The sequence below is a fragment of the Serratia inhibens genome, assembly GCF_003591175.1.
Classification (GTDB): Bacteria; Pseudomonadota; Gammaproteobacteria; order Enterobacterales; family Enterobacteriaceae; genus Serratia; species Serratia inhibens.
Genome location: NZ_QYYG01000003.1, coordinates 257,000 through 282,237, shown reverse-complemented (window position 1 = coordinate 282,237; position 25,238 = coordinate 257,000). Strand labels below are relative to the sequence as shown.

Here is a 25,238-nt window from a genome sequence, read left to right as displayed (position 1 = left end):
TATCTGAGGTGAATGATGTTAGAGCAAATTTGCCAACTGTCCCGCGAAGCGGGAGCGGCAATCATGGCGGTATATGATGGTGAACAACCGCTTGATGTGGCGCAGAAAAAAGATGATTCACCGGTGACGGCGGCCGATCTGGCGGCGCATCATATTATCAAACGCGGGCTGGCGGCGTTAACGCCGGACGTGCCGCTGCTGTCGGAGGAAGATCCGCCGGCCTGGGAGGTGCGTCAGAACTGGACGCGTTATTGGCTGGTCGATCCGTTGGATGGAACCAAGGAATTCCTCAATCGCAACGGCGAGTTTACGGTGAATATCGCGCTGATTGAAGACGGCCAGGCGGTAATGGGCGTGGTTTATGCCCCGGCGATCGACGTGTTGTATCTGGCCGAGCGCGGTAAAGCCTGGAAAGAAGAGAAGGGGCAGCGCCAGGCGATTGGCGTCAGCAATGCCCATCCGCCGCTGGTGGTGGTGAGCCGCTCCCACAGCGATGAAGAATTGAAGGATTACCTGAGCCAACTGGGTGAGCATCAGACTATTTCTGTCGGATCATCGCTGAAGTTCTGTCTGGTGGCGGAAGGTAAGGCGCAGCTCTATCCGCGTTTCGGGCCGACCAATATCTGGGATACCGCCGCCGGCCATGCCGTCGCGGTGGCTGCCGGGGCGCAGATCCACGACTGGCGGGGGCAGCCGTTGCTTTATACGCCGCGTGAATCCTTCCTCAACCCCGGTTTCCGGGTTTCGCTGTTCTGAATCAGTTCAGGAGCTGGTGCAGTTGGGTCATGACCTGCTGCACCTCTTCGGGCGTCAAAGCGCCATCTTTGGCGAATTGGATCTTGCCCTGTTTATCCAGCACCACAATGGCCGAGCCTTTCGGCTGCAGATCCCAGGCTTTGCGAACGTTACCGTTGCTGTCGACGACAAATTGCGACCACGGAAACTCTTTCTTGCTGTCCTCAATACTGTTGCGAACAAACATCGCGGTACCGAGCAGGGCATCGTCGGTATTTACGATTGTCGTCGTTTGGTAACGTTCGTGCGGTAGCTTGGCTTTTTTAATCGCTTCTATCAGTGGGCCGTTCATTTCCTTGGCGGAGCTGCGGCCGGCAATATGCTGGATCACTCGCACTTTCCCATTGAGCTGCGCGCTATTCCAGTTTTTATAGCTAAACTTATCATTAGCGTAATTTAACTCTCCTTTATCGCTGACGCCGACTGGCGCGACGCGCTGCTGGAGCTGGAAATTGTGTGCGGAGGCCAAAAGGGGAGCAAACAGCAGGGATACAATGAGCATGCTACTTTTTTTCATGCCTTCTCCTTGGAAGGGGACGGTGCCGACAGCACCCAACAGCCTAAAGCATAGGTGGTGATCGGAGGTCTGTCCTGTTAGCCGGATCGCAGTTTTTCCTTCTCAGCGTTAATACCTTTATTTTGAATGGATATACTGAAAAAGTTATATATTATCATATACAATTCTGTCAAAAAGTGTAAATCCAGTGAAGATGACCAGGCGGAAGTGAACGATATGGTCTTTACTAGGTCTACTACATGGCAATCAAGTTGCGTTCTTACTTTAGAGGCTGCCACCTTGGCGGCTCGCTGAGCGCATGGACCAAACGGAGGAGAGCAAAAGAATGAGAATCTTCCAGCGTTATAACCCATTGAAAGTGGCGAAGTACGTAAAGACCCTGTTTCGTGGCCGGCTGTATATCAAAGATGTAGGCGCGTTCGAGTTCGACGAAGGGAAAATCCTGATACCGAAAATTCGTGACAGGCGCCACTTCAGTGTGATGTCAGAGGTGAACCGGCAGGTGTTGTTGCTGCAATCAGAGATGGGTTAATGCGCTATACCCGCCTTATTTCAAGCCGCAGCGTTGTTATCTGCAATTTGAAATGCATAGGGTAAATTTTGTGTACCTGCAAAAGCTCCAATAATCGCGGCCCCGATGGGGCCGCTGACGTTTTGCCGGCAGGTGTCAGGCCGGGGAGTTGTCCCCCGGCGCTTTTGGCGGTACCGCCGCAGGTTTGTCGCTCAATCGGGTCACCAGCAACTGATCAATCTTGTAGCTGTCGATGTCCACGACTTCAAATTTATAGCCGGCGTACTTAACGAAGTCGGTGCGTTTCGGGATCTTGCGCAGCATGTACATCATAAAGCCGCCAATGGTTTCGTAGTTACCCGCCTGCGGGAACTCATCAATGTGCAGAACACGCATTACATCTTCGATCGGCGTGCCGCCCTCAATCAGCCATGAGCTTTCGTCACGCGCCACGATCTGCTCTTCCTGGCCCTGGCCCACCAGATCGCCCATCAGCGTGGTCATTACGTCATTCAGCGTAATGATGCCTACCACCAACGCATACTCATTAAGAATAACGGCAAAGTCCTCGCCGGCGGTTTTAAAGCTTTCCAGCGCTTCGGACAACGTCAGAGTGTCCGGCACGATCAGCGCCGCACGGATCTGTACGCCGCTGCTCAGCACCAGGCTCTGGTTGCCCAGCACGCGGTTCAGCAGATCTTTGGAGTCGACGTAGCCGACCACCTGATCGATATTGCCGTCGCACACCAGGAACTTGGAGTGCGGGTGGGTAGACACCTTCTCGATGATGCTTTCTTCGCTCTCGCGCAGATCGAAGTAAACCACGCTTTCACGCGAGGTCATCGAAGAGGGCACGGTGCGTGATTCCAGCTCGAATACGTTTTCGATCAGCTCATGTTCCTGTTTACGCAGCACGCCCGCCAGGGCGCCGGCTTCCACCACCGCATAAATGTCGTCGGAGGTGATGTCGTCTTTACGCACCATCGGCAGCTTGAACAGGCGGAAGATCAGGTTTGCCATGCCGTTGAAGAACCATACCAGCGGCCGGAACAGCATGATTGAGAAACGCATCGGGTTGATGATCCGGACGGCGAACGTCTCTGGTGCAATCATACCGATGCGCTTCGGGGTCAAATCCGCGAACAGAATAAACAGGCTGGTTACCAATACGAACGAACAGATGAAGCTAACCTGCTCCGCCAGTTCAGGTGACAAAAAGCGGTCGAACAGCAGTTTGAAAGTGGGAGAAAAGGCTGCATCGCCAACGATACCGCCGAGAATGGCCACGGCGTTCAGACCAATTTGCACTACGGTAAAATACAGGCCTGGCGTTTCCTGCAGTTTGAGCACTTTGGCGGCATTGACGTTACCTTCGTCAGCCATCATTTTCAGTTTAATCTTGCGTGATGCGGCCAGAGATATTTCCGACAGTGAGAAAAACGCACTCACGGCGATCAGAAAAAGAATCAGTAAAATACTGTTTAACATAATCTATCCATACGTGCCGACGAGATGACGGCGCTCTTGAGGAAGGGTAGTACATTGTAAAAAAAGAATTGTCGGGGGTCGCATATCGCGCCCGCCAGAGCTTTATCAAAAAGCAGGGCCGCAAATGCGACCCCGCACAGTATAGCAGTAGCCCCACAGGGGCCGCCAGCGGTTAAAAAATAGTAGCTTAGCCCTGCGGCGGCAGACAAACGCCGATCCCGCCCAGGCCGCAATAGCCTTCAGGATTTTTATACAGATATTGCTGATGGTCGTCTTCGGCATAGTAGAACGGCAGTGCAGGCGTCACTTCTGTGGTGATGGTGCGTTTGTCACCGGCTTCATCCATCGCCTGTTGGAAACGTTGCCTGCTACTTTCGGCTTCGCTCTGCTGTTCCGGCGTCAGCGTGTAAATCGCCGAACGGTACTGGGTACCGACGTCACCGCCCTGGCGCATGCCCTGCGCCGGATCGTGGTTTTCCCAGAACACCTGCAGCAGTTGCTTATAGCTGACGATTTTCGGGTCAAACACTACGCGCACCACTTCGGTGTGGCCGGTCTGGCCGCTGCACACTTCGCGGTAGGTCGGGTTTGGCGTGTAGCCGCCGCTGTAGCCAGCTGCGGTGCTGTAGACGCCCGGTTGTTGCCAGAACAGGCGCTCAACACCCCAGAAACAGCCCATGGCGAAGATCGCTACCTCCATGCCGTCCGGGACGTGGGTCATCGAATGATCGGTGACCACATTGAGCGTCGCAACCGGCATCGGCGTCGTGCGGCCAGGCAGTGCGTTCGCCTTGTCGACGGTTTGGGTTTTATCAAAAAATGGCACCACGGTTGACTCCTGTTGTCACAGTAAGAATTGGCCCAAGACGCAGCGGTTCGGTTGTATCTAACCGAAACTTTGCCCACAATAAGCTGCATATTGAGATTAAGTGTCAGCTTAACGCAGTATTTTGAGCGCCAAAAGCGAAGAATGCGCCTGTTTACGGCGACAGTAAAACGGTAACACGCGGCGTCTGGAATAACGCTGAAGAGGGCTGCCGTCCTGATAGCGCGGAGTCTGCCCTGGCACCAGAGAGCGATGTTATAACAGGAAAGTAAAATAAATTAAGGAGAACGCGTGCCACGATACCGTGCCCTGTGCTTTTTTTGTGCGCTGCTCGCGACGCCTGCGGCGTTTTCTGCGAATGTGCGGCTGCAGGTTGAAGGACTTAGCGGGGAACTTGAAAAAAACGTGCGTGTGCGCTTGTCTTCCATCACGCCGGAAGAAGTCGGCACCGATGGGCGGTTCCGCGCACGTGTGGATGACGCCGTCCGCGAGGGGCTGCGCGCGCTGGGTTATTATCAGCCCACCATCGATTTTACGCTGGATGACCGCCCAGGGCTGGCGCGTCCCGTGCTGCATGCCAAAGTGGATCCGGGCGAGCCGGTGCGCATTGCCGGTGCCAATATTCAACTGGAAGGCGGCGCGAAAACCGACGAAGACTATCTGGAACTGGTCAAAAAGGGCCGGCCGACGATAGGCGAGATCCTTAATCACGGCAAATACGATGGCTTCAAAGGTTCTTTGACCGGTATGGCGCTGCGCAAAGGTTATTTCGATGCCGATATGACCAAGAGCCAACTGGGCGTGGCGGAGGAACTGCATAAGGCTTATTGGGACATCGACTTCAACAGCGGGCAGCGCTACCGCTTCGGCAAGGTGAAGTTCGAAGGTTCGCAAATCCGCGAAGACTATCTGCAAAATCTGGTGCCCTTTCATCAGGGGGATTATTACAGTTCGGAAGAGTTGGCCGAATTGAACCGTCGTTTGTCCGCCACCAACTGGTTTAACTCGGTGGTGGTGTCCCCTGATTTCCAAGACGCCAAAGAGAACAAGATTTTGCCGTTAGATGCGCTGGTTACGCCGCGCACCCGCAATACCATCGAAACCGGGGTCGGTTATTCCACCGACGTCGGCCCTAGGGTAAAAGGCACCTGGAAAAAACCGTGGCTCAACGATCGCGGCCATAGCCTGGAAACCAGCGCCAGTATTTCCGCACCGGAACAGCAGCTTGATCTGACCTATAAAATCCCGCTGTTGAAGAACCCATTGGAGCAGTATTACCTGTTGCAGGGGGGCTTCAAGAACGTCGATCTCAACGATACCAAGTCCGTTACGTCAAAAGCGGTGGTTTCTCGCAATTGGGATCTCTCCAGCGGCTGGCAACGGGCATTGAACCTGACCTGGCGTCTGGACCACTTTACCCAGGGTACGGTCACCGACACCACCATGCTGCTGTATCCCGGCGTCAGCGTTAACCGTACCCGCTCGCGCGGCGGTCTGATGCCGACCTGGGGCGACAGCCAGCGTTATTCGCTCGACGTCTCCGACACCACCTGGGGTTCCGGCGTCGACTTTGCGCTGATACAGGCGCAGAACGTCTGGATACGTACCCTGGCCGACAAACACCGCTTTGTTGCGCGCGGACAGGTTGGCTGGATCGAAACCAATAACTTTGAAAAAGTGCCGCCGGATCTGCGTTTCTTCGCCGGTGGCGATCGCAGCATTCGCGGCTACAAATACAAAGGCATTTCACCCCGTGACGATGACGGCAAGCTGACCGGTGCCTCCAAAATGCTGACCGGCTCGCTGGAATACCAATACAACGTGACCGGAAAATGGTGGGGTGCAGTGTTTGTGGATTCCGGCGAAGCGGTGAACGATATCAAGCAAAGCAACGTCAAAACCGGCGCCGGCTTCGGCGTGCGCTGGCAGTCGCCGGTCGGCCCGGTGAAGCTGGATATCGCCGCTCCGGTTGGGGATAAAGAGACCCACGGGGTGCAGTTCTATATCGGTTTGGGGCCTGAATTATGAGCCTGATTAAAAAGATTTGTCTGGGATCCCTGATCGTTCTGTTGCTGCTGATTGGCGGATTGGCTTATCTGCTCGGCACCACAAGCGGCCTGCATATGGTTATCAACGGGGCTGCGCGTTGGGTTCCGGGGCTGGAGATTGCCGGTGTCAGTGGCGGTTGGCGCGATTTGACGCTAAAGGGCGTGAAATACCAGATGCCTGGCGTGACGGTGAATGCCGGGCAGTTCCACCTGTCGCTGGATTTATCCTGTTTTAAACGCAGTTCGCTGTGCGTTAACGCCCTGACCGCTCAGGACGTGGACGTAGTGGTGAAAACCAAAGAGATGACGCCGTCGGCGCCGGTGGAAGAGACCAGCGAGCCGACCACGAATCTGAGCACGCCATACCCGATCACCCTGCGCATGCTGGCGCTGAACAACGTCAAAGTCAGCGTCGACGACACGGCGATTTCACTGGGCGAGTTCCGCACCGGCGCACAGTGGCAGGAGCGCGCACTGACCTTGTCGCCAACCAAAATCAGCTCGCTGCTGATAGCCCTGCCGAAAACGCCGCAAAACCCATTGCCGGAGGCCGTGCAACCGGTCGTCGAGGTGGCGAAAAAGGTCGGGGAAAAAGTCGATGAGGCTGCCAAGCCTGCGCCTCGGCCGGAAGAGAAGCCACTGGGCGAAACCTTGAAAGAACTGTTCGCCAAACCGCTGCTGCCGGACCTGCCGGACATTCGCCTGCCGCTGGATATCACCGTCAAGGAAATCAGCGGTGAACAGCTGCGGCTGACGGGCGACACCGAGGTATTGATCACCAGCCTGCTGCTGCAGGCCAGCACCAAAGACCAGCATATCCAACTGGACAATTTTGATGTGAAATCGCCGCAGGGCACGCTGTCTGCCCAGGGGCAGGCGACGCTGACCGGCAACTGGCCGGTGGAGATGGTGGCGAACAGCACGCTGAATATTGAGCCGTTGAAGGGCGAGAAGGTCAAGCTGAACGTTGGCGGCGGGCTGCGTGAAGAGCTGAAAGTGGCGCTCAATTTGTCCGGGCCGGTCGGCGCGCAGTTGGATATGCAAACTCAACTGGCTGAGGTCGGTTTACCGTTGGCACTGACGTTGCAAAGCAAACAGCTGAAATGGCCACTGAGCGGCGAGGCGCAATACCAGGTCAATGATTTCCGCCTGCGCTTCAACGGTAAGGCGACCGATTATGCGCTGTCGACACGCGCCAACATCAAAGGCCAGGATCTGCCGCCGGCGGTGCTGACGCTGGATGGCAAAGGCAACGTCGAACAGTTCAAACTGGATCGCCTGCGGCTGGCCGCCTTGCAGGGCAACGCCGATTTGACCGCGCTGGTGGACTGGAGCAAGGCCATCAGCTGGAATTCACAGCTGATGTTAAGCGGTATTAACACCGCTAAACAGTGGCCGGAATGGCCGGCTACGCTTGCCGGCAAGATCACCACTCGTGGCAGCCTGCACGGCGGCAGTTGGCAATTGCAGGTGCCGGTGCTGCAGCTCGACGGCAACGTGAAGCAAAATAAGGTCACTGCGCGCGGCTCGCTCAGCGGCAACGCTGCCGGGCAGTGGAAAATCCCCGGTATCGATCTGACGCTGGGGCGTAACCAACTGAACGTCAAAGGCCAACTGGACGAGAAAAGTTGGAATCTGGATGCGAACATCGACGCGCCGCGCCTGGACGGCGCGCTGCCGGGGTTGGGGGGAACGGCGAAAGGTCTGCTTAAACTGCGCGGCAACCTGCAGGCACCTCAGTTGCTGGCCGATTTGACCGCTTCCGGCCTGCAGTGGCAGGCGCTGCGCATTAACCGGGTTAAAATTGACGGCGACGTGCGCTCCAGCGATCAGATTCAGGGCCAACTGGCGGTACGGGTTGAACAACTGAAGCAGGATGCTCTGGAAATCAACCTGCTGACGCTGGATGCCAAAGGCAGCGAAAAACAGCATCAGCTGCAACTGAAAATTGACGGCAAGCCGGTATCCGGCCAACTGGCGCTGCAGGGCAGTTTCGATCGCCAGCAGCAGCGCTGGCGCGGCAACCTGAACAATACCCGTTTCGATACCCCAGTGGGCGAATGGCGGTTAACGCGTGCCATTGCGCTGGACTACCTGAATACCGCACAGAAAATCAGTATCGGGCCGCACTGCTGGCAGAACCCGAACGCCGAACTGTGCGTGCCGAAAACCATTGAGGCCGGCCAGAGCGGCCAGGCCAGCGTAGTGCTTAACCGTTTTGATCTGGCGATGGTGAAACCTTTCCTGGGGCCGGAAACGGCCCTGAGCGGCGTGTTCTCCGGCCGGGCTGATGTTAGCTGGAAACCGGGGGGCGCGTTGCCTGATGCGAAAGTCTCGCTGGTGGGCAACGGGGTGAAAGTGGTGCAGCAGGTGCAGGGTAATGCGCTGCCGATTGCCTTCGATACGCTGAATCTCAACGCCGGGCTGACCAACGGCCGCGCTCAGGCGGACTGGTTGATCAAGCTGAACAATAATGGCCAGTTTAACGGCAACATTCAGGTCACCGACCCGCAGGTGCGCCGCACTATCAGCGGTAATGTCAATATCACCAATATCTCGCTGGCGATGATTAACCCGGCGCTGATGCAGGGGGAAAAAGCGGCGGGCATGTTGAACGCCAACCTGCGTCTGGGCGGCAGCGCGCAAAAACCTCTGGTTTATGGCCGGTTAGCGCTGGATAAAGTGGATATTGATGGCCACTGGATGCCGTTTGACATGACTGACGGCCGGTTGGTGGTCAACTTCGATGGCATGACCTCGACGCTGGAGGGGCTGATCGGCACGACCCGCGGGCAGTTGAACCTGTCCGGTGACGCCGACTGGCGCGATATCAACGCCTGGCGCGCCCGTATCGCCGCCAAGGGCGACAAGCTGCGGGTGACGGTACCGCCGATGATCCGCATCGACGTTTCGCCCGATCTGGTCTTTGAAGCGACACCGCAGCTGTTCTCGCTCAACGGCTCAGTCAATATCCCCTGGGCGCGCATAACGGTGCAGGAACTGCCGGAAAGCGCGGTGGGCGTTTCTTCCGACGAAGTGATGCTGGATAATCAGCTGAAACCCATACAGCCGAAAACCGCCGGGATCCCAATCAACAGTAACCTGATGATCCACGTCGGCAACGACGTACGTCTGGATGCCTTTGGTCTGAAGGCCAGGCTGAAGGGCGACTTGAAAGTGGTGCAGGACAAGAACGGTCTGGGCCTGAACGGCCAGATTGACATCCCTTCCGGTCGCTTCCATGCTTATGGTCAGGATCTGATTGTCCGCAAGGGCCAGTTGCTCTTCTCTGGGCCGCCGGATCAGCCGTTGCTTAACCTTGAGGCGATCCGTAATCCGGACTCGACCGAAGACGGCGTCACCGCCGGGGTTCGCGTCACCGGGCTGGCGGATGCACCTAAGCTGGAAGTGTTCTCGGATCCGACTAAATCGCAGCAGGAAGCCTTGTCTTATCTGCTGCGTGGGCAAGGTTTGGGCAGTTCCGGCGCCGACGGCAACGCAATGACCTCAATGTTAATTGGGATGGGGGTTGCACAAAGTGGTCAACTTGTGGGTAAAATCGGCGAGGCGTTTGGCGTAAGTAATTTGGCCCTGGACACTCAGGGGGTTGGCGACAGCTCCCAGGTTGTCGTGAGCGGCTATGTTCTCCCTGGCTTACAAGTAAAATATGGGGTGGGCATTTTCGACTCGCTGGCCACGCTGACGTTGCGTTACCGCCTGATGCCTAAGTTGTATCTTGAAGCGGTGTCTGGTATCGACCAGGCATTAGATTTGCTCTATCAGTTTGAGTTTTAGCGATGCGAATAATTGTCTACGGCAGTTTACGACGCAAACAGGGAAACAGCCATTGGATGACCAACGCCCAATGGTTAGGCGAGCATGAGCTCGAAGGCTATCAGATTTATAATCTGGGCCATTACCCGGCGGCGATCCCTGGAGAGGGCACGGTACATTGTGAGGTGTACCGTATTAACTCATCGATTCTGGCAGAGCTGGACGAACTGAAAAGCAACACCAAGGACTATAAGCGCGAGCTGATTCAGACGCCTTATGGGAGTGCGTGGATCTACCTGTATAAACACAGTGTGGACGGTTACCCGCGGATTAACAGCGGCGACTGGTTGAAGCGTCTCGACGAAAAGTAATAAAAAAAACACCGCTCAGTGAGCGGTGTTTTTTCATCGGACGGCGGCAAGAATTACTTCTTGGCAGCGCGTTCGAAAGAAGCAACGATTTCAGCTTTGGCAGCGGCAGCGTCTGCCCAGCCTTCCACTTTCACCCATTTGCCTTTTTCCAGATCTTTGTAATGCTCGAAGAAGTGAGCGATCTGGGCACGCAGCAGTTCTGGCAGGTCGTTCACATCTTTGATGTGATCGTACTCTTTGGTCAGCTTGCTGTGCGGAACGGCAACCAGTTTCGCATCTTCACCGGCTTCGTCGGACATCTTCAGTACGCCCACCGGACGGCAACGGATCACAGAACCCGGCTGCAGCGGATACGGGGTCGGCACCAGCACGTCAACCGGGTCACCGTCCAGAGACAGGGTGTGGTTGATGTAACCGTAGTTGCACGGATAGAACATCGCGGTAGACATGAAACGGTCAACGAACAGCGCTCCGGTGTCCTTGTCGATTTCATATTTGATCGGATCGGCGTTAGCCGGGATTTCGATAACAACGTAGATGTCTTCCGGCAGGTCTTTGCCAGCTGGGACCAGATTCAAGCTCATGTCGGTTTCCTTTAATCAAACCAGAAATGGAGTGGCGGCTATTATAGCGGACTCTTTTGCGATTTCCTGCCCTTTTCATCACCGACTCCCCACCAGGGAGTCATCCGCCGCATTTCCAGATTAATCCTCCAACGAGGTCAAGTTTTTCCCGCCGTTGCCGATAACTTCATCAAATAATAATGAGCCGGCGAAACCTGGCTCCGCGTTTTACCTCCCCCTACGTTTGATCTCACTATTTCTGAAGCCGGGAAGAACTCATGCTAAAAAAAATTACGGTGAAGGCCGGGCTGATTGCCCTGCTTAGCCTGACGACGCTGTTGCTGATTATGGTCAGCACGATCGGCGTCAACGCGATTAATGAAGGGTCGCGCTCGCTACACACTTTGAACCAGATCCTGGGGGAGGAACTGGGATCGCTGGCCAGCAGTTCCAACCTGACGTTGCGTGCCAGAACCGCCGCTTCGCTGGCGGTGCGCCAGCGAGAAATCGGCCAGATTGAGGTTTCCGATGCCACGGTAGGCCGTATCTATGATTACCTCGAGCAGTCGAAGCACGAAATGGCGCGCTTTGTCAGCGTCGGTACCGTCACCGAACGTGGCCGTGAACTCTCTACCCACTTGCAGAACAGCTACCGGGCCTATCTCGAACAGGGCGTCAGGCCAATGGCCGACGCCATCAAGGCCGGCAAGGTCGATGATTATTACGACATTCAGGAAACCCGGATTTCGGCCCTGAGTATCGCCTTCGAAAAAGACCTCAGCGATTTCCGCAGCTTTGCCATGAAGGTGGGGCAGCAGCGGGTGGATGAGGCGGAAAATAACGCCAGCACCAAAATCACCCTGATCCTGGTTGCCGGCTTGCTCAGCGTGCTGTTGGCGATACTGGCCTGGTTTGCGCTGCGGGTGATTATCCTGCGCCCTCTCGATGAGTCTATCGCCCAACTGGAATATATCGCCGGCGGCGACCTGACGCACCGAATTACCGGCGAAGGGGATACCGAGATGGGCCGTTTGATCCGCGCCATGCAACGGATGCAACAGGCGCTGGTCGGCTCGGTCAGCAAGGTGCGCGATGCCAGCAGCCAGATTGATACCGGCTCACGCGAGCTGGCGGCCGGTAACCTGCATCTGGCGCAGCGCACCGAAGAGTCTGCCGCCTCGCTGGAAGAAACCGCAGCCAGCATGGAACAACTGACCTCGACGGTGAAAATGAACGCCGAGAATTGCGAGCAGGCCAACCAGCTGGCGCTGAGCGTATCCGATATCGCCAACCAAGGCAGTGAGGTGGTCAGCCAGGTGATGGACAAGATGCAGGCGATTACCGACAGTTCACGGCGCATCGCCGATATCATCAGCGTGATGGACGGCATTGCCTTTCAGACCAATATTCTGGCGTTGAATGCGGCGGTCGAAGCGGCCCGAGCCGGTGAACAAGGACGCGGTTTCGCCGTGGTGGCCGGTGAGGTGCGCAGCCTGGCACAGCGCAGTGCGCAGTCGGCGAAAGAGATCAAAGGGTTGATCGAGGCGTCGCAGAATCGGGTGCAGGAAGGTGAGCAGATGGCGGAATCTGCGGCGAAAACCATGAACGGCATTACCGGTGAAGTGGGCCGCGTGACGGCGCTGATGCGGGAAATTTCGGCGGCTACCCGGGAACAAAGCAGCGGTATTGAGCAGGTGAACCTGGCGGTGGCCCAGATGGATCAGGTCGCGCAACAAAATGCTGCGTTGGTCGAGGAGTCTGCGGCGGCGACGCGTTCGCTGGAGGAGCAGGCTCAGCTGCTGGCACAGAGCATGGCGGCGTTCAAATTATGATGGGTGACAGGAGGCGGCATGCCGCCTCCTGTAGAGAGGCTTTATTCGTCCGGGTTTTCGGCGATAAAGCGCTCGGCGTCTTCAACCATGGATTTGGTACCGACGAAGAAGGGGGCACGCTGGTGCAGTTTCACCGGGGTAATGTCCAGAATACGGTTTTTACCGTCGCTGGCTTTACCGCCTGCCTGTTCCGCCAGAAACGCCATCGGGTTGCATTCATACAGCAGACGCAGCTTGCCTTGCGGGTGGCTGGCGGTGCTTGGGTAAATGTAGATGCCGCCTTTCAGCAGGTTGCGGTGAAAATCGGCAACCAGTGAACCAATGTAGCGTGAGGTGTAAGGGCGTTGCGTTGCTTCGTCCTGCTCCTGGCAATACTTGATGTATTTCTTCACGCCGCGAGGGAACTTGATGTAGTTGCCTTCGTTGATGGAATACATGTTGCCGGTGGCCGGGTAACGCACTTTCTCGTGGGAGAGGCAGAACACGCCCAGAGACGGATCGTAAGTAAAGGCATGCACGCCATAACCGGTGGTGTACACCAGCATGGTCGAGGAACCATAAACTACGTAGCCGGCTGCAACCTGGGCGCTGCCCGGTTGCAGGAAATCTTCTTCGGTCACGGGAGTGCCGACCGGGGTGATGCGACGATAGATAGAGAAAATAGTACCGACCGAGACGTTGACATCAATGTTGGACGAACCGTCCAACGGATCCATCAACACCACGTACTTGCCATTTTCAGCCCGCTCGCCATCGAAAATCACGATTTCATCTTCTTCTTCAGAAGCGATGCCCGCAACTTCACCGCGCGCTTTCAACGCAGCTTTCAGCTTTTCGTTGGCGAACAGGTCCAGTTTCATCTGGACTTCACCCTGTACGTTGGAAATGCCGCTGGTACCGAGGATATCAACCAGACCCGCTTTGTTGATGTCGCGGTGGATGATTTTGGCGCCCAGTTTAATTGCAGAAAGTAACGCTGTCAGCTCGCCGGTGGCGTGAGAGAAGTCGTGCTGTTTCTCGACGATAAATTCGCCTAACGTTTTCATGACACAATCCCTGAATCTACGGATGGGTAGCGGTCTGTTAACAAACCGCCAACGTATTCGCGAGCAGTGTAGCCCAAAGATGAACGCTATTCATAGGCAAATCCATTTCTTCTGGACGATTCTGAGCGGTAGAATAAGGCAACATTCGACGTACTCAATTGAGAAAACTATGCGCATTCACATTCTTGGGATCTGTGGCACCTTTATGGGGGGGCTGGCGGTACTGGCTCGTTCGTTGGGACATGAGGTGACCGGCTCTGACGCTAATGTCTATCCGCCGATGAGCACGCTGTTGGAGAAAGAGGGGATCGATCTGATCCAGGGCTACGATCCTGCTCAGTTGGATCCCGCACCGGATCTGGTGATCATCGGCAACGCCATGACGCGCGGTAACCCGTGCGTGGAAGCGGTGCTGGAGCAAGGCATCCCTTACGTTTCCGGCCCGCAGTGGCTGCATGACTATGTACTGCGCGATCGCTGGGTGCTGGCGGTTGCCGGGACCCACGGTAAAACCACTACGGCCGGCATGGCGACCTGGATCCTGGAAGCCTGCGGTTATCAGCCCGGCTTTGTCATCGGCGGCGTACCGGGGAACTTCGACGTTTCCGCGCGCTTGGGCGGCAGCCCGTTCTTTGTGATCGAAGCCGATGAATACGACTGTGCATTCTTCGACAAGCGCTCCAAGTTTGTTCACTACAGCCCGCGTACGCTGATCATGAACAATCTGGAGTTTGATCATGCCGATATCTTTGACGATCTGAAAGCGATCCAGAAGCAGTTCCATCATCTGGTGCGCCTGGTGCCGGGCAAGGGCAAGATCATTTTGCCTGACAACGACAACCACCTGAAACAGGTGATGGCGATGGGGTGCTGGAGCGAGCAGGAACTGGTTGGGGAAGAGGGGGCATGGCGGGCGCACAAGCTGACCCCGGACGCCAGCCACTATGAAGTGTTCCTCAACGGCGACAAGGTTGGCGAGGTGAAATGGGCGCTGGTGGGCGAGCACAACATGCATAATGGCCTGATGGCCATTGCCGCAACGCGTCACGTTGGCGTGCAGCCTGCAGACGCCTGCACCGCGCTGGGCGATTTCATCAATGCCCGCCGCCGCCTGGAGCTGCGCGGCGAAGCCAACGGCGTCACGGTGTACGACGATTTTGCGCATCACCCAACGGCGATCCTGGCGACCCTGGCCGCTCTGCGCGGCAAAGTGGGGGGGACCGCCCGCATTCTGGCAGTGCTTGAGCCGCGTTCCAACACCATGAAAATGGGCATCAGCAAGAACGACTTGGCGCCATCGCTTGGCCGCGCCGATGAGGTCTTCCTGTTCCAGCCACACCATATCCCCTGGCAGGTGGCGGAAGTGGCAGAGGCTTGCGTGCAGCCGGCCCACTGGAGTGCCGATCTCGGCACCTTGGTGGATATGATAGTGAAAACCGCTCAGCCGGGTGACCATATCCTGGTGATGAGTAACGGCGGATTTGGTGGGATCCACGATCGGCTGCTGGAGGCATTGGCCAATAAGCCAGAACCGAAAGTAATCTACTGATCGACAGGAACAATTCGATAAAGGGCCGTTAGCGGCCCTTTTTTTCGCCCATAAAAAAGCCCTCGCGAGCGAGGGCAACGGGGTTCGTCGGATAGGACGACGATAATCTTCAGAGAATTCGCGTTTACGACAGAACTCGGCAGTGGCAGTGACGAGGGTAATCAGTTCGGCAATCGCGTTCTCTGAATGGTTATTTGTAGATTTCGGCAGTCGCGTGCCAGTTGCCGTTTTCGTAGGCTTCGATCACTCGGTACGCTTTAGCGCCTTGTTTATCGGCTTTGTCGGACAGCGCCTGACGAATATCCGAAGGTGCACCTGTGACGCCACTGGCGGTAATGGTGCCGACAGACTGAAGATCAGCGGCCTGGTCATTGGTGATCAGGGTAGCGGCTGAAGCGCCGAACGAAAGGGCTGACATCAGGCTAATTGCCGCGAGGGTAGCTTTCATGTTCATGGTCGTGTGTCCTGTAGCGATAACAGCCAGGAAGGGCTTTACAGCGTTTATTATTCTTGAAAGCTGTTATCGGCAATGCTGGTTTCCAGAGATGTCTTGCCCGTTGCCGGGTAATGCCGGGGTCTTATTTATAAATTTCAGCCGTGGCGTGGTAGTTGCCTTCATTGCGCGCTTCGATCACACGGTAAGCGGTCGCGCCACGGGCATCGGCTTTTTCAGACAGCGCCTGACGGATGTCTGAAGGGGCACCGGCTACGCCGCTGACGGTAATGGTGCCTGCGGACTGCAGTTTTGCCGCCTGATCTGCATCAACGGATTGTGCTGCAAATGCGCCAAAGGAAAGCACAGACAGGAGGCTTAGTGTTGCAACGGTAGCTTTAATTTTCATGATCTCACCTTATCGTATTCTTTTATCAGTTCCAATGAACTGTGATTTACGTCACGGAAATGAGTATACATCTAGTAACTCTAAAAATTAATAGTTAGCTAACAGTTTCTTGTGAAACTTTATTATGGTGGCTCTTATCTTTAATAACCTTATGGAATAAAAATCGCTCATAAAACGATCTTTCGATGTTAAATTTATGTAATTTCAATCAGGTAAGTGTTTTTGACCAAACGTGCGGAAGAATGCAGTAGCTATCACTGGTTAAGTATAAATGTCATTGGAATGTGTCGTAGCAAGGCGGAAATCGGGTTTTAAACGTGGCTGGGTGAGAGGAAAAGGTAGGGCTGAGTTAGTTAAAGAAGCGCTAACAAAACGCGACCGTCAGCCGCATTTTGTTAGCGTTGTGCATCATAACTCTTGTTCGAATAGCGACAGGATGGCTTCGTACAACTGGCGAGCGGTAAAGCTGCTGGCTGGGGTAACAAAAATGGTGTCGTCACCGGCGATGGTGCCGAGAATGCCCTCGGATTTTCCCAGTGAATCCAGCAGGCGGGCAATCAGTTGCGCTGCACCGGGGCTGGTATGAATCACCACTACGGCATCGTTGTGATCGACATCCAGCACCAGATTCTTCAGCGGGCTGGTGGTGGTCGGTACGCCGAGTTCGGCCGGAAGGCAATACACCATTTCCATTTTGGCATTGCGGGTACGCACCGCGCCGAACTTGGTCAGCATGCGCGATACTTTGGATTGGTTGATGTTTTCGAAGCCTTCTTCTTGCAGCGCCAAAACGATCTCGCCTTGAGAACTGAATTTTTCTTCTTTCAATAACGCCTTAAACGCTTTGATCAGATCTTCCTGCTTTGCGGGATTACGCATTTTGCACCGTGGAATGTTGACAATAGAAGTGATTATTATGCATATAAATGAATTTTTATGCAATAAAAGGACGCCAGAAGAAAACAATAATGCCCGGACAATGAGGAAAGGGCGGCATTTTAACAAAATCCGTACCCCATGAATATGTCCTTTCAGTGACCGAAAAAGCGGCCCACGGCGGTAAAGAAAATGTTATTAAAATGATGTTGTTCTGATGTTATGTAAGGGTGTAATGTAACCGCCGGTTAACTTGCTTGTGAATAACCTCGCACTATTTTTGATTAATGTGCGCTATGCCCTTAATGTGTAAGCCATTTAATCTAAAATGAGCGCGGCATCGGCAGTTTTATTGCGCCAGCTCTCAAACAGACTGTTAAGAGATTGTTTTTAAAGGTGTAATAATTTAAGGTCCGTAACTAACGTATTCACGGCGCTTTATATATTTAAGATAATAAAGGAGTATAGGATGAAAGTTGCAGTTCTCGGTGCTGCTGGCGGTATCGGCCAGGCCCTCGCCCTTCTACTCAAAACCCAGCTTCCTTCAGGTTCTGAACTCTCTCTCTACGACATTGCCCCCGTTACCCCAGGCGTTGCCGTCGACTTAAGCCACATCCCTACCGCAGTTAAAATCAAAGGCTTCAGCGGCGAAGACGCTACCCCAGCTTTGCACGGCGCAGACGTAGTGCTGATTTCGGCCGGCGTTGCGCGTAAACCTGGCATGGATCGTTCAGATCTGTTCAATGTCAACGCAGGTATCGTGCGTAATCTGATCCAGCAAGTGGCAACAACCTGCCCGAAAGCCTGCATCGGCATTATCACCAACCCGGTAAATACCACCGTGGCAATTGCCGCTGAAGTGCTGAAGAAAGCCGGTGTTTATGACAAAAACAAACTGTTCGGCGTAACCTCGCTGGATATCATCCGTTCCAACACCTTCGTGGCTGAGCTGAAAGGCAAACAGCCGGAAGAGTTGAACGTGCCGGTTATCGGCGGGCACTCTGGTGTGACCATTCTGCCACTGTTGTCACAGATCCCTGGTGTGAGCTTTACCGAGCAGGAAGTGGCGGATCTGACCAAGCGTATCCAAAATGCGGGTACTGAAGTGGTTGAAGCCAAAGCCGGTGGCGGGTCCGCAACTCTGTCAATGGGTCAGGCGGCGGCGCGTTTCGGCCTGTCTCTGGTCCGTGCGCTGCAAGGTGAAAAAGGCGTGGTGGAATGTGCTTACGTGGAAGGTGACGGCAAATATGCTCGCTTCTTCGCACAACCGCTGGTGCTGGGCAAAAACGGCGTAGAAGAACGTAAGGACATCGGTACTCTGAGCGCGTTCGAGCAGAAAGCGTTGGAAGATATGCTGGATGTTCTGCATAAAGATATCGAGCTGGGTGAAAAGTTTATCAATAACTGATCAACCCAGAACGCATGAGTATGCACAAGCCGCCGGACATCGCACCGGCGGTTTTTTTTATGCCCGAATCATGACCTGATACGGGCTTTGCGATTTAGCAGGTCGTTGGTTTGCGGATCGAAATAGCGGCTTGGCCAGATCTCTGCAGGATGGACATCCAGGGCTTCGGCAATCAGCCATTCCCCTTTTGGCCAGGGCCGAGATAGCGCGTTTGCCAGTGTGGATGAGCTAAGTCCCGCCTTGCGCGATACCGCCGCCAGCGTCGTTCCCTTCTTACGTAAAGCCGCAATGATATCCGCCGGATGCCAGTCCTTGTTCCTAGAATTCATGTTTGCATTCCCTTTTTTGATTAGCGAAAGTTCTGTTAGTGGTATAACTAACAGGTCAAGATTAATCGTTTGAACAACATGAAACGCTTATACGGAAATTAGAATACCACTAAATTTCTAAAAAATTATCTCATTAATTTCTAAAAAACGTCTTTGCACATTTTCCTCAGAGATCATGGCTATGAAAAAAGAGTGGTTTGCCGCCAAGGAACTTACAGGCATTGCTGGATTACCCGCTTCACCACAGGGAATAAATTTGATGGCGCGTCGCGATGGCTGGATCAGTCGCAGGCGTAAAGGTGTACAGGGAAAGGCGCTGGAATATCATATTGACAGCTTACCTTCAGGTACGCGCAATTTGCTGATACTAAAAGAAGATCCGGCAATTTATGACAGTGAACGCAAGGATCCTCTGGCGGTGTGGATTGAATATTACTATCACCTGACGGAAACCGAGCGCGAGAAGGTGTTGGCGTTCCTGATGCGTGAAGGCATAGGCAGCCTGCTGGCGCGTATCTCTGAGGGGAAATAAACAGACCTGCGGCCGCAGGTCTGTAGAAACTGGCAAGGGTTTTTTGTTTCTCAAAAATCTCGCTGAACCGCAAGGTGCGCTAATCCTTCCAGCGCGGAGCGATGAGGGGATTCCGGCAGAACCTGCAGCGCGGCAATCGCCTTATCGGCCTCTTCTTCGGCGCGCTGGCGGGTATATTCAAGTGAGCCGCACTGTTGCATGGCCTGTAAAACCGGCTCTAACAGATGACGGCCGCTGCCTTGCTCAATGGCTTCGCGGATCATGGCCGTTTGCGCGCTGTTGCCGTTACGCATGGCGTGCAGCAAGGGCAGCGTGGGCTTCCCTTCGTTCAGATCGTCACCGGTATTTTTACCCAGTGTGCTGCCGTCGGCGCTGTAATCGAGCAGATCGTCGATCAGCTGGAATGCGGTGCCGAGATAGCGGCCATAATCCTGCAGCGCTTTTTCTTCTGCTTCGCTGGCCTCGGAAAGGATCGCTGACGATTGCGCCGCCGCTTCAAAAAGACGAGCGGTTTTGCTGTAGATCACCCGCATATAGCTTTCTTCGGTGATGTCCGGATCGTTCACGTTCATTAACTGCAGCACTTCACCTTCGGCAATGACGTTGACGGCTTCGGACATCAGCGCCAGCACGCGGAGTGACTCCAGGCTGGTCATCATCTGGAAAGCGCGGGTATAAATGAAGTCACCCACCAGCACGCTGGCGGCATTGCCGAACGCGGCGTTGGCGGTGGCCTTGCCGCGGCGCATGTCGGACTCATCCACCACGTCATCATGCAACAGGGTAGCGGTATGAATGAATTCGATCAGCGCAGCGACGGTAATGTGCTTGTCACCCCGATAATGCAACGCCCGCGCCGCCAGAACGGCGATCATCGGACGGATGCGCTTACCGCCACCGCTGATAATGTAATAGCCAAGCTGATTGATGAGTGTGACATCTGAATTCAGCTGTTCGAGAATTGTTGCGTTCACGGCCGCCATATCTTGCGCGGTTAACTCGGTAATTTGCTCTAGGTTCATTGTATTTTTTTCAGCTGTGTTTCTCTTCACCGCGTTGAGATCGCTGCTCACATCGGTACATGGCGGTAACTGTCCCCCTGATTGTACTTGAAAAACGGCTCAGATAAACGCCATGAAAGAAACTGTGCTTTTTTTCTTCTTTTTTCTGCTTCCGGTCTTATTCTGCTCTTGTCATACGCGGGATTATTGCGTAGAATTCGCGCCCTATTGTGAATATTTATAGCGCGCTCTGTACTAAATAGTTGGGCACGCGGAAAGCGGAGTTTTATATGTACGCGGTTTTCCAAAGTGGTGGTAAACAACACCGAGTAAGCGAAGGTCAGACCGTTCGCTTGGAAAAGCTGGACATCGCAACTGGTGAAGCGGTTGAGTTTGACCAGATTCTGATGATTGCTAATGGCGAAGATATCAAAATCGGCGTTCCTTTCGTCGATGGCGGTAAGATCAAAGCTGAAGTAGTTGCTCACGGTCGTGGCGAGAAAATTAAGATTGTTAAGTTTCGTCGTCGTAAGCACCACCGTAAGCAGCAGGGCCACCGTCAGTGGTTCACTGACGTTAAAATCACCGGCATCAGCGCTTAAGTTAGGAGAGCGGATTAATGGCACACAAAAAGGCTGGCGGCTCGACTCGTAACGGTCGCGATTCAGAAGCTAAACGTCTGGGCGTAAAACGCTTTGGCGGCGAAGCAGTACTGGCAGGCAGCATCATCGTTCGTCAGCGCGGCACCAAATTCCACGCTGGTACCAACGTGGGTTGCGGCAAAGACCACACTCTGTTTGCTTTGAAAGACGGTAAAGTCAAGTTCGAAGTTAAAGGCCCGAGCAATCGTAAATTCATCAGCATCGAAGCTGAATAATTTTTCGAGCCTTACTAAATAGATGTAAGCCCCGCAATTCGTTGCGGGGCTTTTTACATTTATGGGCTGCTTATGTATCGGCCCATCAGCGCTGGCAAAGGTAAGATGGAAACGAAACAGCAGGTCGGAATTGGCATTTCTCTGGCGGTGACCACGGCGATTTGCTGGGGGGCGTTGCCGATTGCGATGAAAGAAGTGCTGGTCGTGATGGATCCGTTTACCATCGTTTGGTATCGATTTACCCTTGCTGCACTCGGCCTGGGGAGCATTCTGGCGATACGCGGCAGACTGCCTCCGGTGAAAATGTTCCGTCAGCCGCGCTGGCTGTTAATTTTGGCAATTGCCACTGCGGGCCTGCTGGGGAACTTTATCTTCTTCAGCTCTTCGTTGCAGTACCTCAGCCCTACGGCATCGCAGGTGATCGGCCAACTGTCGCCGGTCGGTATGATGTTTGCCAGCGTGCTGATTTTAAAAGAACGCATGCGCATCACTCAGGTGATTGGCGCACTGATGTTGATCTGTGGGCTAATGCTGTTTTTCAATGTCAGCCTGATTGAGATCTTCACCCGCCTGACGGATTACACCCTTGGGGTGCTGCTGGGCGTCTGTGCGGCGGCGGTTTGGGTGACTTATGGCGTTGCGCAGAAAGTGTTGTTGCGCCGATTGGCTTCACCGCAGATCCTGGTAATGTTGTACACTTTATGTGCAGTGGCGCTGTTCCCTCTGGCCCGGCCAGAGATGATTTCCCAACTCAGTGGCTGGCAATTGGCTTGTCTGCTGTTTTGTGGCGCTAACACGTTGATTGGCTATGGTGCACTGGCGGAAGCCATGGCGCGCTGGCAGGCAGCGCAGGTGAGTGCGTTAGTCACGCTGACACCGCTGTTTACCCTGCTGTTTTCAGATTTATTGGCGCTGGCCTGGCCACAGATATTCGCCGCCCCGGCATTGAATGTCGTCGGGTATATCGGTGCTTTCGTGGTGGTAGCGGGCGCCATGTTTTCCGCAATTGGTCACCGGTGGTGGCCGCGACGGGCAGAAACCAACCTGGTTGCTCCTTTAAAGCAGCCCGGTGAATGATTTACGGAGACGGTAAATGAAGTTTGTAGATGAAGCAGCGATTTTGGTCGTTGCAGGTGACGGTGGTAATGGTTGTGTCAGTTTCCGCCGCGAAAAGTATATCCCGAACGGTGGGCCGGATGGCGGCGATGGCGGCGATGGCGGAGACGTCTATCTGCTGGCGGACGAAAACCTCAATACCTTGATTGACTACCGCTTTGAGAAATCTTTCCGCGCCGAACGCGGCCAGAACGGCCAAAGCCGTGACTGTACCGGTAAACGTGGCAAAGACATTATCGTCAAGGTACCGGTCGGTACTCGCGTGCAGGATCAGGGCACCGGCGAGATCCTCGGTGACATGACTCGCCACGGCCAACAACTGATGGTCGCTAAGGGCGGTTGGCACGGTCTGGGCAACACCCGTTTCAAATCTTCGGTTAACCGCGCACCGCGTCAGAAGACGTTGGGTACTGCCGGTGAGGCCCGTGACATCTTGCTGGAGTTGCTGCTGCTGGCCGATGTCGGCATGCTTGGCCTGCCGAATGCCGGCAAGTCGACCTTCATCCGCGCGGTATCCGCAGCCAAACCAAAGGTTGCCGACTATCCGTTTACCACCCTGGTGCCTAGCCTGGGCGTGGTGCGAATGGATCACGAGCAGAGCTTTGTGGTGGCCGATATTCCGGGGCTGATTGAAGGTGCATCCGACGGCGCTGGCCTGGGTATCCGTTTCCTGAAGCATCTGGAGCGTTGCCGCGTGCTGTTGCACCTGGTGGATATCGCCCCGATCGACGAATCCAATCCGATAGAAAATGCCAACATCATCATCAACGAGCTGAACCAATACAGCGAAAATCTGGCGCAGAAGCCACGCTGGCTGGTGTTCAACAAAGTTGACTTGGTAGGTGCGGAAGAAGCGGCCGAACGTGCCAAGGCAATCGCAGAGGGCATGGGCTGGGAAGGCAAGTATTACATGATCTCCGCCGCTAACCGCGAAGGTGTCAATGCGCTGTGCTGGGACGTGATGAACTTTATCAACACCCAACCGAAAGCCATGGCGATCGAAGAAAGCGCACCTGAGAAAGTCGAGTTCATGTGGGACGATTACCACCGTGAACAGATCGCGGAAGTGGAAGCCGAAGCGGATGACGATTGGGATGACGACTGGGACGAAGATGACGACGAAGGCGTCGAAATCATTTACCAGAAATAATCTTGCAAAGAGAAGGGCTCAGTTCACACAACGCTGGGCCCTTTTTTTATCGGCGTTATTTGTTCAGCACGTTTTCAGGCAGCCAGCATTGGGCATTCAGCCCGCTGGCATCCTGGCGATTCCCCAGCGTCAGGCGGCCCTGATGCAGCTGCACGATACGGGCCACGATATTCAGCCCCAGCCCGCTGCCGCCATAACGTTGATCCATACGCCGGAACGCCTGGGTGAGCTCGCCTGCCATCTTCTCCTTCACGCCAGGCCCTTCATCGATCACCTGCAGCAGGTGTCCGTGCTCCTGCGGTGCAAGCCTGACCTGAATGAGGCTGCCTTCGGGGCTGTAGCGGTGCGCATTTTCCACCAGGTTACGCAACAACAGACGCAGCAGTACCGGGTCGCCATGAATTTTTGCCTCCGCAGGGAGTTGCCATTGCAGCTTTTGATCGCGTTGAGCGGCCAGTTCGTCAAGCTCCTCCCGCAGTGGCTGAATCACATCGTTCACCCAATCAAAACGTTGATAGTGTCCGCTGGCAAAGTCCTGCCCGGTGCGCGACAGCATCAGCAGTTGTTCGACGGTGTGCATCAACTGGTCGATGCGGGTAATCAGCGGCTTGCTTTGCTCAATACCCTGTTTTTCCATGAGTTCCAGATGCAGACGGATCCCCGCTAACGGCGTGCGCAGCTCATGTGCAGCGTCGGCGGTGAACAGCCGCTCCTGCTGGATGGTGTTGTCCAGGCGTGAGAAAAGCTGATTGAGTGCGGTGGTGACCGCTTTCATTTCCAGGCTGTCACTGTTAAGGGGGAGTGGGGTCAGGTTATCGGCGGAACGTTTCTCCAGCCGTTGTTGCAGTTGATTGAGCGGGCGGATAATCCAGCTAATGGCCCAGAAAGAGGCGAGCAGCGTGACAATCATCATGATCAGCGAAGGGGCGAGCAGCGAGGCTATCGCTTCGGCGATCTCGGTGTCGACACGTTCGGTGCGAATCTTGGCCGACAGCGTTTCATCCACCAGGAAACTGATTTGCTCCTGGCTTTCATGCCACAACCAAAAGGCGCTGATAAGCTGGGTGACCAGGAGGATCAGCGCCAGCATCAATAACAGACGACGGCGCATGCTGATCATGATGTGGATTCCAGGCGGTAACCGATACCGCGGACGGTGCGGATGCGATCCTTGCCCAACTTGCGGCGCAGGTTATGGATATGCACTTCCAGCGTGTTGGAGCCTAAATCGTCCTGCCAGGTGTAAAGATCCTGCTGCAGCAGTTCACGATTGACCGTTTGCCCGGCGCGCATCATCAGGCGAGACAGGATGGCGAATTCTTTTGGCGTGACTTCAACCGGCTGTTGGTGAACGTATACCTGCTGGCTGGAGAGATTGAGCTGGAGATCGTCCAACTGCATCAGGTTGTCGCTGTGCCCCTGATAACGGCGGATTAGGGCGCGCACCCGCGCCTGCAGCTCAACCAGCGCGAAGGGTTTCACCAGATAATCGTCAGCGCCGGCGTCCAGCCCGTCGACACGGTCTTCAAGTGCATCGCGGGCAGTGAGGATCAGCACCGGCAAATCGACCTGCTGGCGGCGCCACTGCCGCAGCAGGCTGGCACCGTCCTGGTCGGGTAGACCGAGATCGAGGATGATCATGCTGTACTGGCTGGTAATGAGCAGCGCATTGGCTTGCGCCGCCGTGGTGGCGCAGTCGCAGGCATAGCCTTCGCTGGCCAATGCCAGCGCCAGCCCTTGCTGCAACAGCTCATCGTCTTCAACAATCAGCAGTTTCATCCCGACCC

25 protein-coding genes are annotated in these 25,238 nt (G+C 55.0%); 13 read left to right on the top strand and 12 right to left on the bottom strand.

What is annotated here, in order from left to right; genetic code table 11:
* The first annotated feature begins 15 nt into the window (after positions 1 to 15).
* Complete coding sequence (gene cysQ, locus D4100_RS14155) at positions 16 to 756, top strand: 3'(2'),5'-bisphosphate nucleotidase CysQ (protein WP_006317479.1); 741 nt, start codon at positions 16 to 18, stop codon at positions 754 to 756.
* Between the two features lies 1 nt (position 757).
* Here cysQ and D4100_RS14150 read toward each other — a convergent pair whose 3' ends face one another.
* Positions 758 to 1,312 carry a YtfJ family protein gene (locus tag D4100_RS14150; RefSeq protein ID WP_006317480.1) on the bottom strand — a complete coding sequence of 185 codons (555 nt, stop codon included), beginning with the start codon at positions 1,310 to 1,312 and terminating at the stop codon, positions 758 to 760.
* A gap of 325 nt (positions 1,313 to 1,637) precedes the next feature.
* On the opposite strand from D4100_RS14150, the gene D4100_RS14145 reads away from it, so the two are divergent.
* A complete protein-coding gene (locus tag D4100_RS14145; protein ID WP_004952776.1) occupies positions 1,638 to 1,844 on the top strand; it encodes a DUF1107 domain-containing protein in 207 nt (68 codons plus the stop codon).
* Between the two features lie 135 nt (positions 1,845 to 1,979).
* Here D4100_RS14145 and paeA read toward each other — a convergent pair whose 3' ends face one another.
* Together paeA and msrA are read right to left on the bottom strand one after the other, a co-directional pair.
* Positions 1,980 to 3,311: a polyamine export protein PaeA gene (paeA, locus tag D4100_RS14140; protein WP_006317481.1), complete on the bottom strand. Its 1,332-nt coding sequence runs from the start codon at positions 3,309 to 3,311 to the stop codon at positions 1,980 to 1,982.
* A gap of 187 nt (positions 3,312 to 3,498) precedes the next feature.
* Complete coding sequence (gene msrA, locus D4100_RS14135) at positions 3,499 to 4,140, bottom strand: peptide-methionine (S)-S-oxide reductase MsrA (protein WP_420876402.1); 642 nt, start codon at positions 4,138 to 4,140, stop codon at positions 3,499 to 3,501.
* A 288-nt stretch (positions 4,141 to 4,428) separates the two neighbouring features.
* Between msrA and tamA the strand changes: the two genes are divergently transcribed.
* From tamA to D4100_RS14120, 3 genes are read left to right on the top strand one after another with little or no spacing between them, the layout of a single operon-like run.
* On the top strand, positions 4,429 to 6,165 hold the full coding sequence (tamA, locus tag D4100_RS14130) for an autotransporter assembly complex protein TamA (protein ID WP_006317483.1): 1,737 nt from the start codon (positions 4,429 to 4,431) through the stop codon (positions 6,163 to 6,165).
* The gene (tamB, locus tag D4100_RS14125; protein ID WP_006317484.1) at positions 6,162 to 9,980 is read left to right on the top strand and encodes an autotransporter assembly complex protein TamB; all 3,819 of its coding nucleotides are present in this window, start codon (positions 6,162 to 6,164) and stop codon (positions 9,978 to 9,980) included. Before tamA ends, tamB begins: the two co-directional genes overlap by 4 nt.
* 2 nt (positions 9,981 to 9,982) lie before the next feature.
* Positions 9,983 to 10,330 carry a gamma-glutamylcyclotransferase family protein gene (locus D4100_RS14120; RefSeq protein ID WP_006317485.1) on the top strand — a complete coding sequence of 116 codons (348 nt, stop codon included), beginning with the start codon at positions 9,983 to 9,985 and terminating at the stop codon, positions 10,328 to 10,330.
* 53 nt (positions 10,331 to 10,383) lie between these two features.
* Here D4100_RS14120 and ppa read toward each other — a convergent pair whose 3' ends face one another.
* Positions 10,384 to 10,914: an inorganic diphosphatase gene (ppa, locus tag D4100_RS14115; protein WP_004952787.1), complete on the bottom strand. Its 531-nt coding sequence runs from the start codon at positions 10,912 to 10,914 to the stop codon at positions 10,384 to 10,386.
* 257 nt (positions 10,915 to 11,171) lie between these two features.
* On the opposite strand from ppa, the gene D4100_RS14110 reads away from it, so the two are divergent.
* A complete protein-coding gene (locus D4100_RS14110) occupies positions 11,172 to 12,725 on the top strand; it encodes a methyl-accepting chemotaxis protein (RefSeq protein WP_006317486.1) in 1,554 nt (517 codons plus the stop codon).
* 41 nt (positions 12,726 to 12,766) lie between these two features.
* Here the strand turns inward: D4100_RS14110 and fbp are convergent, their stop codons facing one another.
* Entirely contained in the window at positions 12,767 to 13,771 is a 1,005-nt protein-coding gene (gene fbp / locus D4100_RS14105) for a class 1 fructose-bisphosphatase (RefSeq protein ID WP_004952791.1), read from the bottom strand.
* Between the two features lie 169 nt (positions 13,772 to 13,940).
* On the opposite strand from fbp, the gene mpl reads away from it, so the two are divergent.
* Positions 13,941 to 15,320: a UDP-N-acetylmuramate:L-alanyl-gamma-D-glutamyl-meso-diaminopimelate ligase gene (gene mpl, locus D4100_RS14100; RefSeq protein WP_006317487.1), complete on the top strand. Its 1,380-nt coding sequence runs from the start codon at positions 13,941 to 13,943 to the stop codon at positions 15,318 to 15,320.
* 190 nt (positions 15,321 to 15,510) lie between these two features.
* Here the strand turns inward: mpl and yhcN (D4100_RS14095) are convergent, their stop codons facing one another.
* The 3 genes from yhcN (D4100_RS14095) to argR all read right to left on the bottom strand — a co-directional run bounded on the left by yhcN (D4100_RS14095) (position 15,511) and on the right by argR (position 17,041).
* A complete protein-coding gene (gene yhcN, locus D4100_RS14095) occupies positions 15,511 to 15,774 on the bottom strand; it encodes a peroxide/acid stress response protein YhcN (RefSeq protein ID WP_006317488.1) in 264 nt (87 codons plus the stop codon).
* Between the two features lie 124 nt (positions 15,775 to 15,898).
* Entirely contained in the window at positions 15,899 to 16,162 is a 264-nt protein-coding gene (gene yhcN / locus D4100_RS14090; protein WP_119804623.1) for a peroxide/acid stress response protein YhcN, read from the bottom strand.
* Between the two features lie 408 nt (positions 16,163 to 16,570).
* On the bottom strand, positions 16,571 to 17,041 hold the full coding sequence (argR, locus tag D4100_RS14085; protein WP_004952803.1) for a transcriptional regulator ArgR: 471 nt from the start codon (positions 17,039 to 17,041) through the stop codon (positions 16,571 to 16,573).
* Between the two features lie 466 nt (positions 17,042 to 17,507).
* On the opposite strand from argR, the gene mdh reads away from it, so the two are divergent.
* Positions 17,508 to 18,446 carry a malate dehydrogenase gene (mdh, locus tag D4100_RS14080; RefSeq protein WP_099064489.1) on the top strand — a complete coding sequence of 313 codons (939 nt, stop codon included), beginning with the start codon at positions 17,508 to 17,510 and terminating at the stop codon, positions 18,444 to 18,446.
* Positions 18,447 to 18,514: 68 nt separating this feature from the next.
* Here mdh and D4100_RS14075 read toward each other — a convergent pair whose 3' ends face one another.
* Positions 18,515 to 18,775, bottom strand: a complete 261-nt coding sequence (locus tag D4100_RS14075; protein WP_006317491.1) for a helix-turn-helix domain-containing protein — start codon at positions 18,773 to 18,775, stop codon at positions 18,515 to 18,517.
* Positions 18,776 to 18,956: 181 nt separating this feature from the next.
* On the opposite strand from D4100_RS14075, the gene D4100_RS14070 reads away from it, so the two are divergent.
* Complete coding sequence (locus D4100_RS14070; RefSeq protein WP_006317492.1) at positions 18,957 to 19,307, top strand: DNA-binding protein; 351 nt, start codon at positions 18,957 to 18,959, stop codon at positions 19,305 to 19,307.
* Positions 19,308 to 19,357: 50 nt separating this feature from the next.
* Here D4100_RS14070 and ispB read toward each other — a convergent pair whose 3' ends face one another.
* Positions 19,358 to 20,329, bottom strand: coding sequence for an octaprenyl diphosphate synthase (ispB, locus tag D4100_RS14065; RefSeq protein WP_119804622.1), 972 nt, complete (start codon positions 20,327 to 20,329; stop codon positions 19,358 to 19,360).
* Positions 20,330 to 20,598: 269 nt separating this feature from the next.
* On the opposite strand from ispB, the gene rplU reads away from it, so the two are divergent.
* From rplU to cgtA, 4 genes are all read left to right on the top strand, one after another.
* The gene (gene rplU / locus D4100_RS14060; protein ID WP_004933561.1) at positions 20,599 to 20,910 is read left to right on the top strand and encodes a 50S ribosomal protein L21; all 312 of its coding nucleotides are present in this window, start codon (positions 20,599 to 20,601) and stop codon (positions 20,908 to 20,910) included.
* 17 nt (positions 20,911 to 20,927) lie between these two features.
* Positions 20,928 to 21,185, top strand: coding sequence for a 50S ribosomal protein L27 (gene rpmA / locus D4100_RS14055; RefSeq protein ID WP_004933559.1), 258 nt, complete (start codon positions 20,928 to 20,930; stop codon positions 21,183 to 21,185).
* Positions 21,186 to 21,290: 105 nt separating this feature from the next.
* Positions 21,291 to 22,262: a DMT family transporter gene (locus D4100_RS14050; RefSeq protein ID WP_043912060.1), complete on the top strand. Its 972-nt coding sequence runs from the start codon at positions 21,291 to 21,293 to the stop codon at positions 22,260 to 22,262.
* A gap of 16 nt (positions 22,263 to 22,278) precedes the next feature.
* Entirely contained in the window at positions 22,279 to 23,451 is a 1,173-nt protein-coding gene (gene cgtA, locus D4100_RS14045; protein WP_006317495.1) for an Obg family GTPase CgtA, read from the top strand.
* Between the two features lie 55 nt (positions 23,452 to 23,506).
* Here cgtA and pmrB read toward each other — a convergent pair whose 3' ends face one another.
* Positions 23,507 to 24,571 carry a two-component system sensor histidine kinase PmrB gene (pmrB, locus tag D4100_RS14040; protein WP_119804621.1) on the bottom strand — a complete coding sequence of 355 codons (1,065 nt, stop codon included), beginning with the start codon at positions 24,569 to 24,571 and terminating at the stop codon, positions 23,507 to 23,509.
* Positions 24,568 to 25,230, bottom strand: coding sequence for a two-component system response regulator PmrA (pmrA, locus tag D4100_RS14035; protein ID WP_119804620.1), 663 nt, complete (start codon positions 25,228 to 25,230; stop codon positions 24,568 to 24,570). Before pmrA ends, pmrB begins: the two co-directional genes overlap by 4 nt.
* Between the last annotated feature and the right edge of the window lie 8 nt (positions 25,231 to 25,238).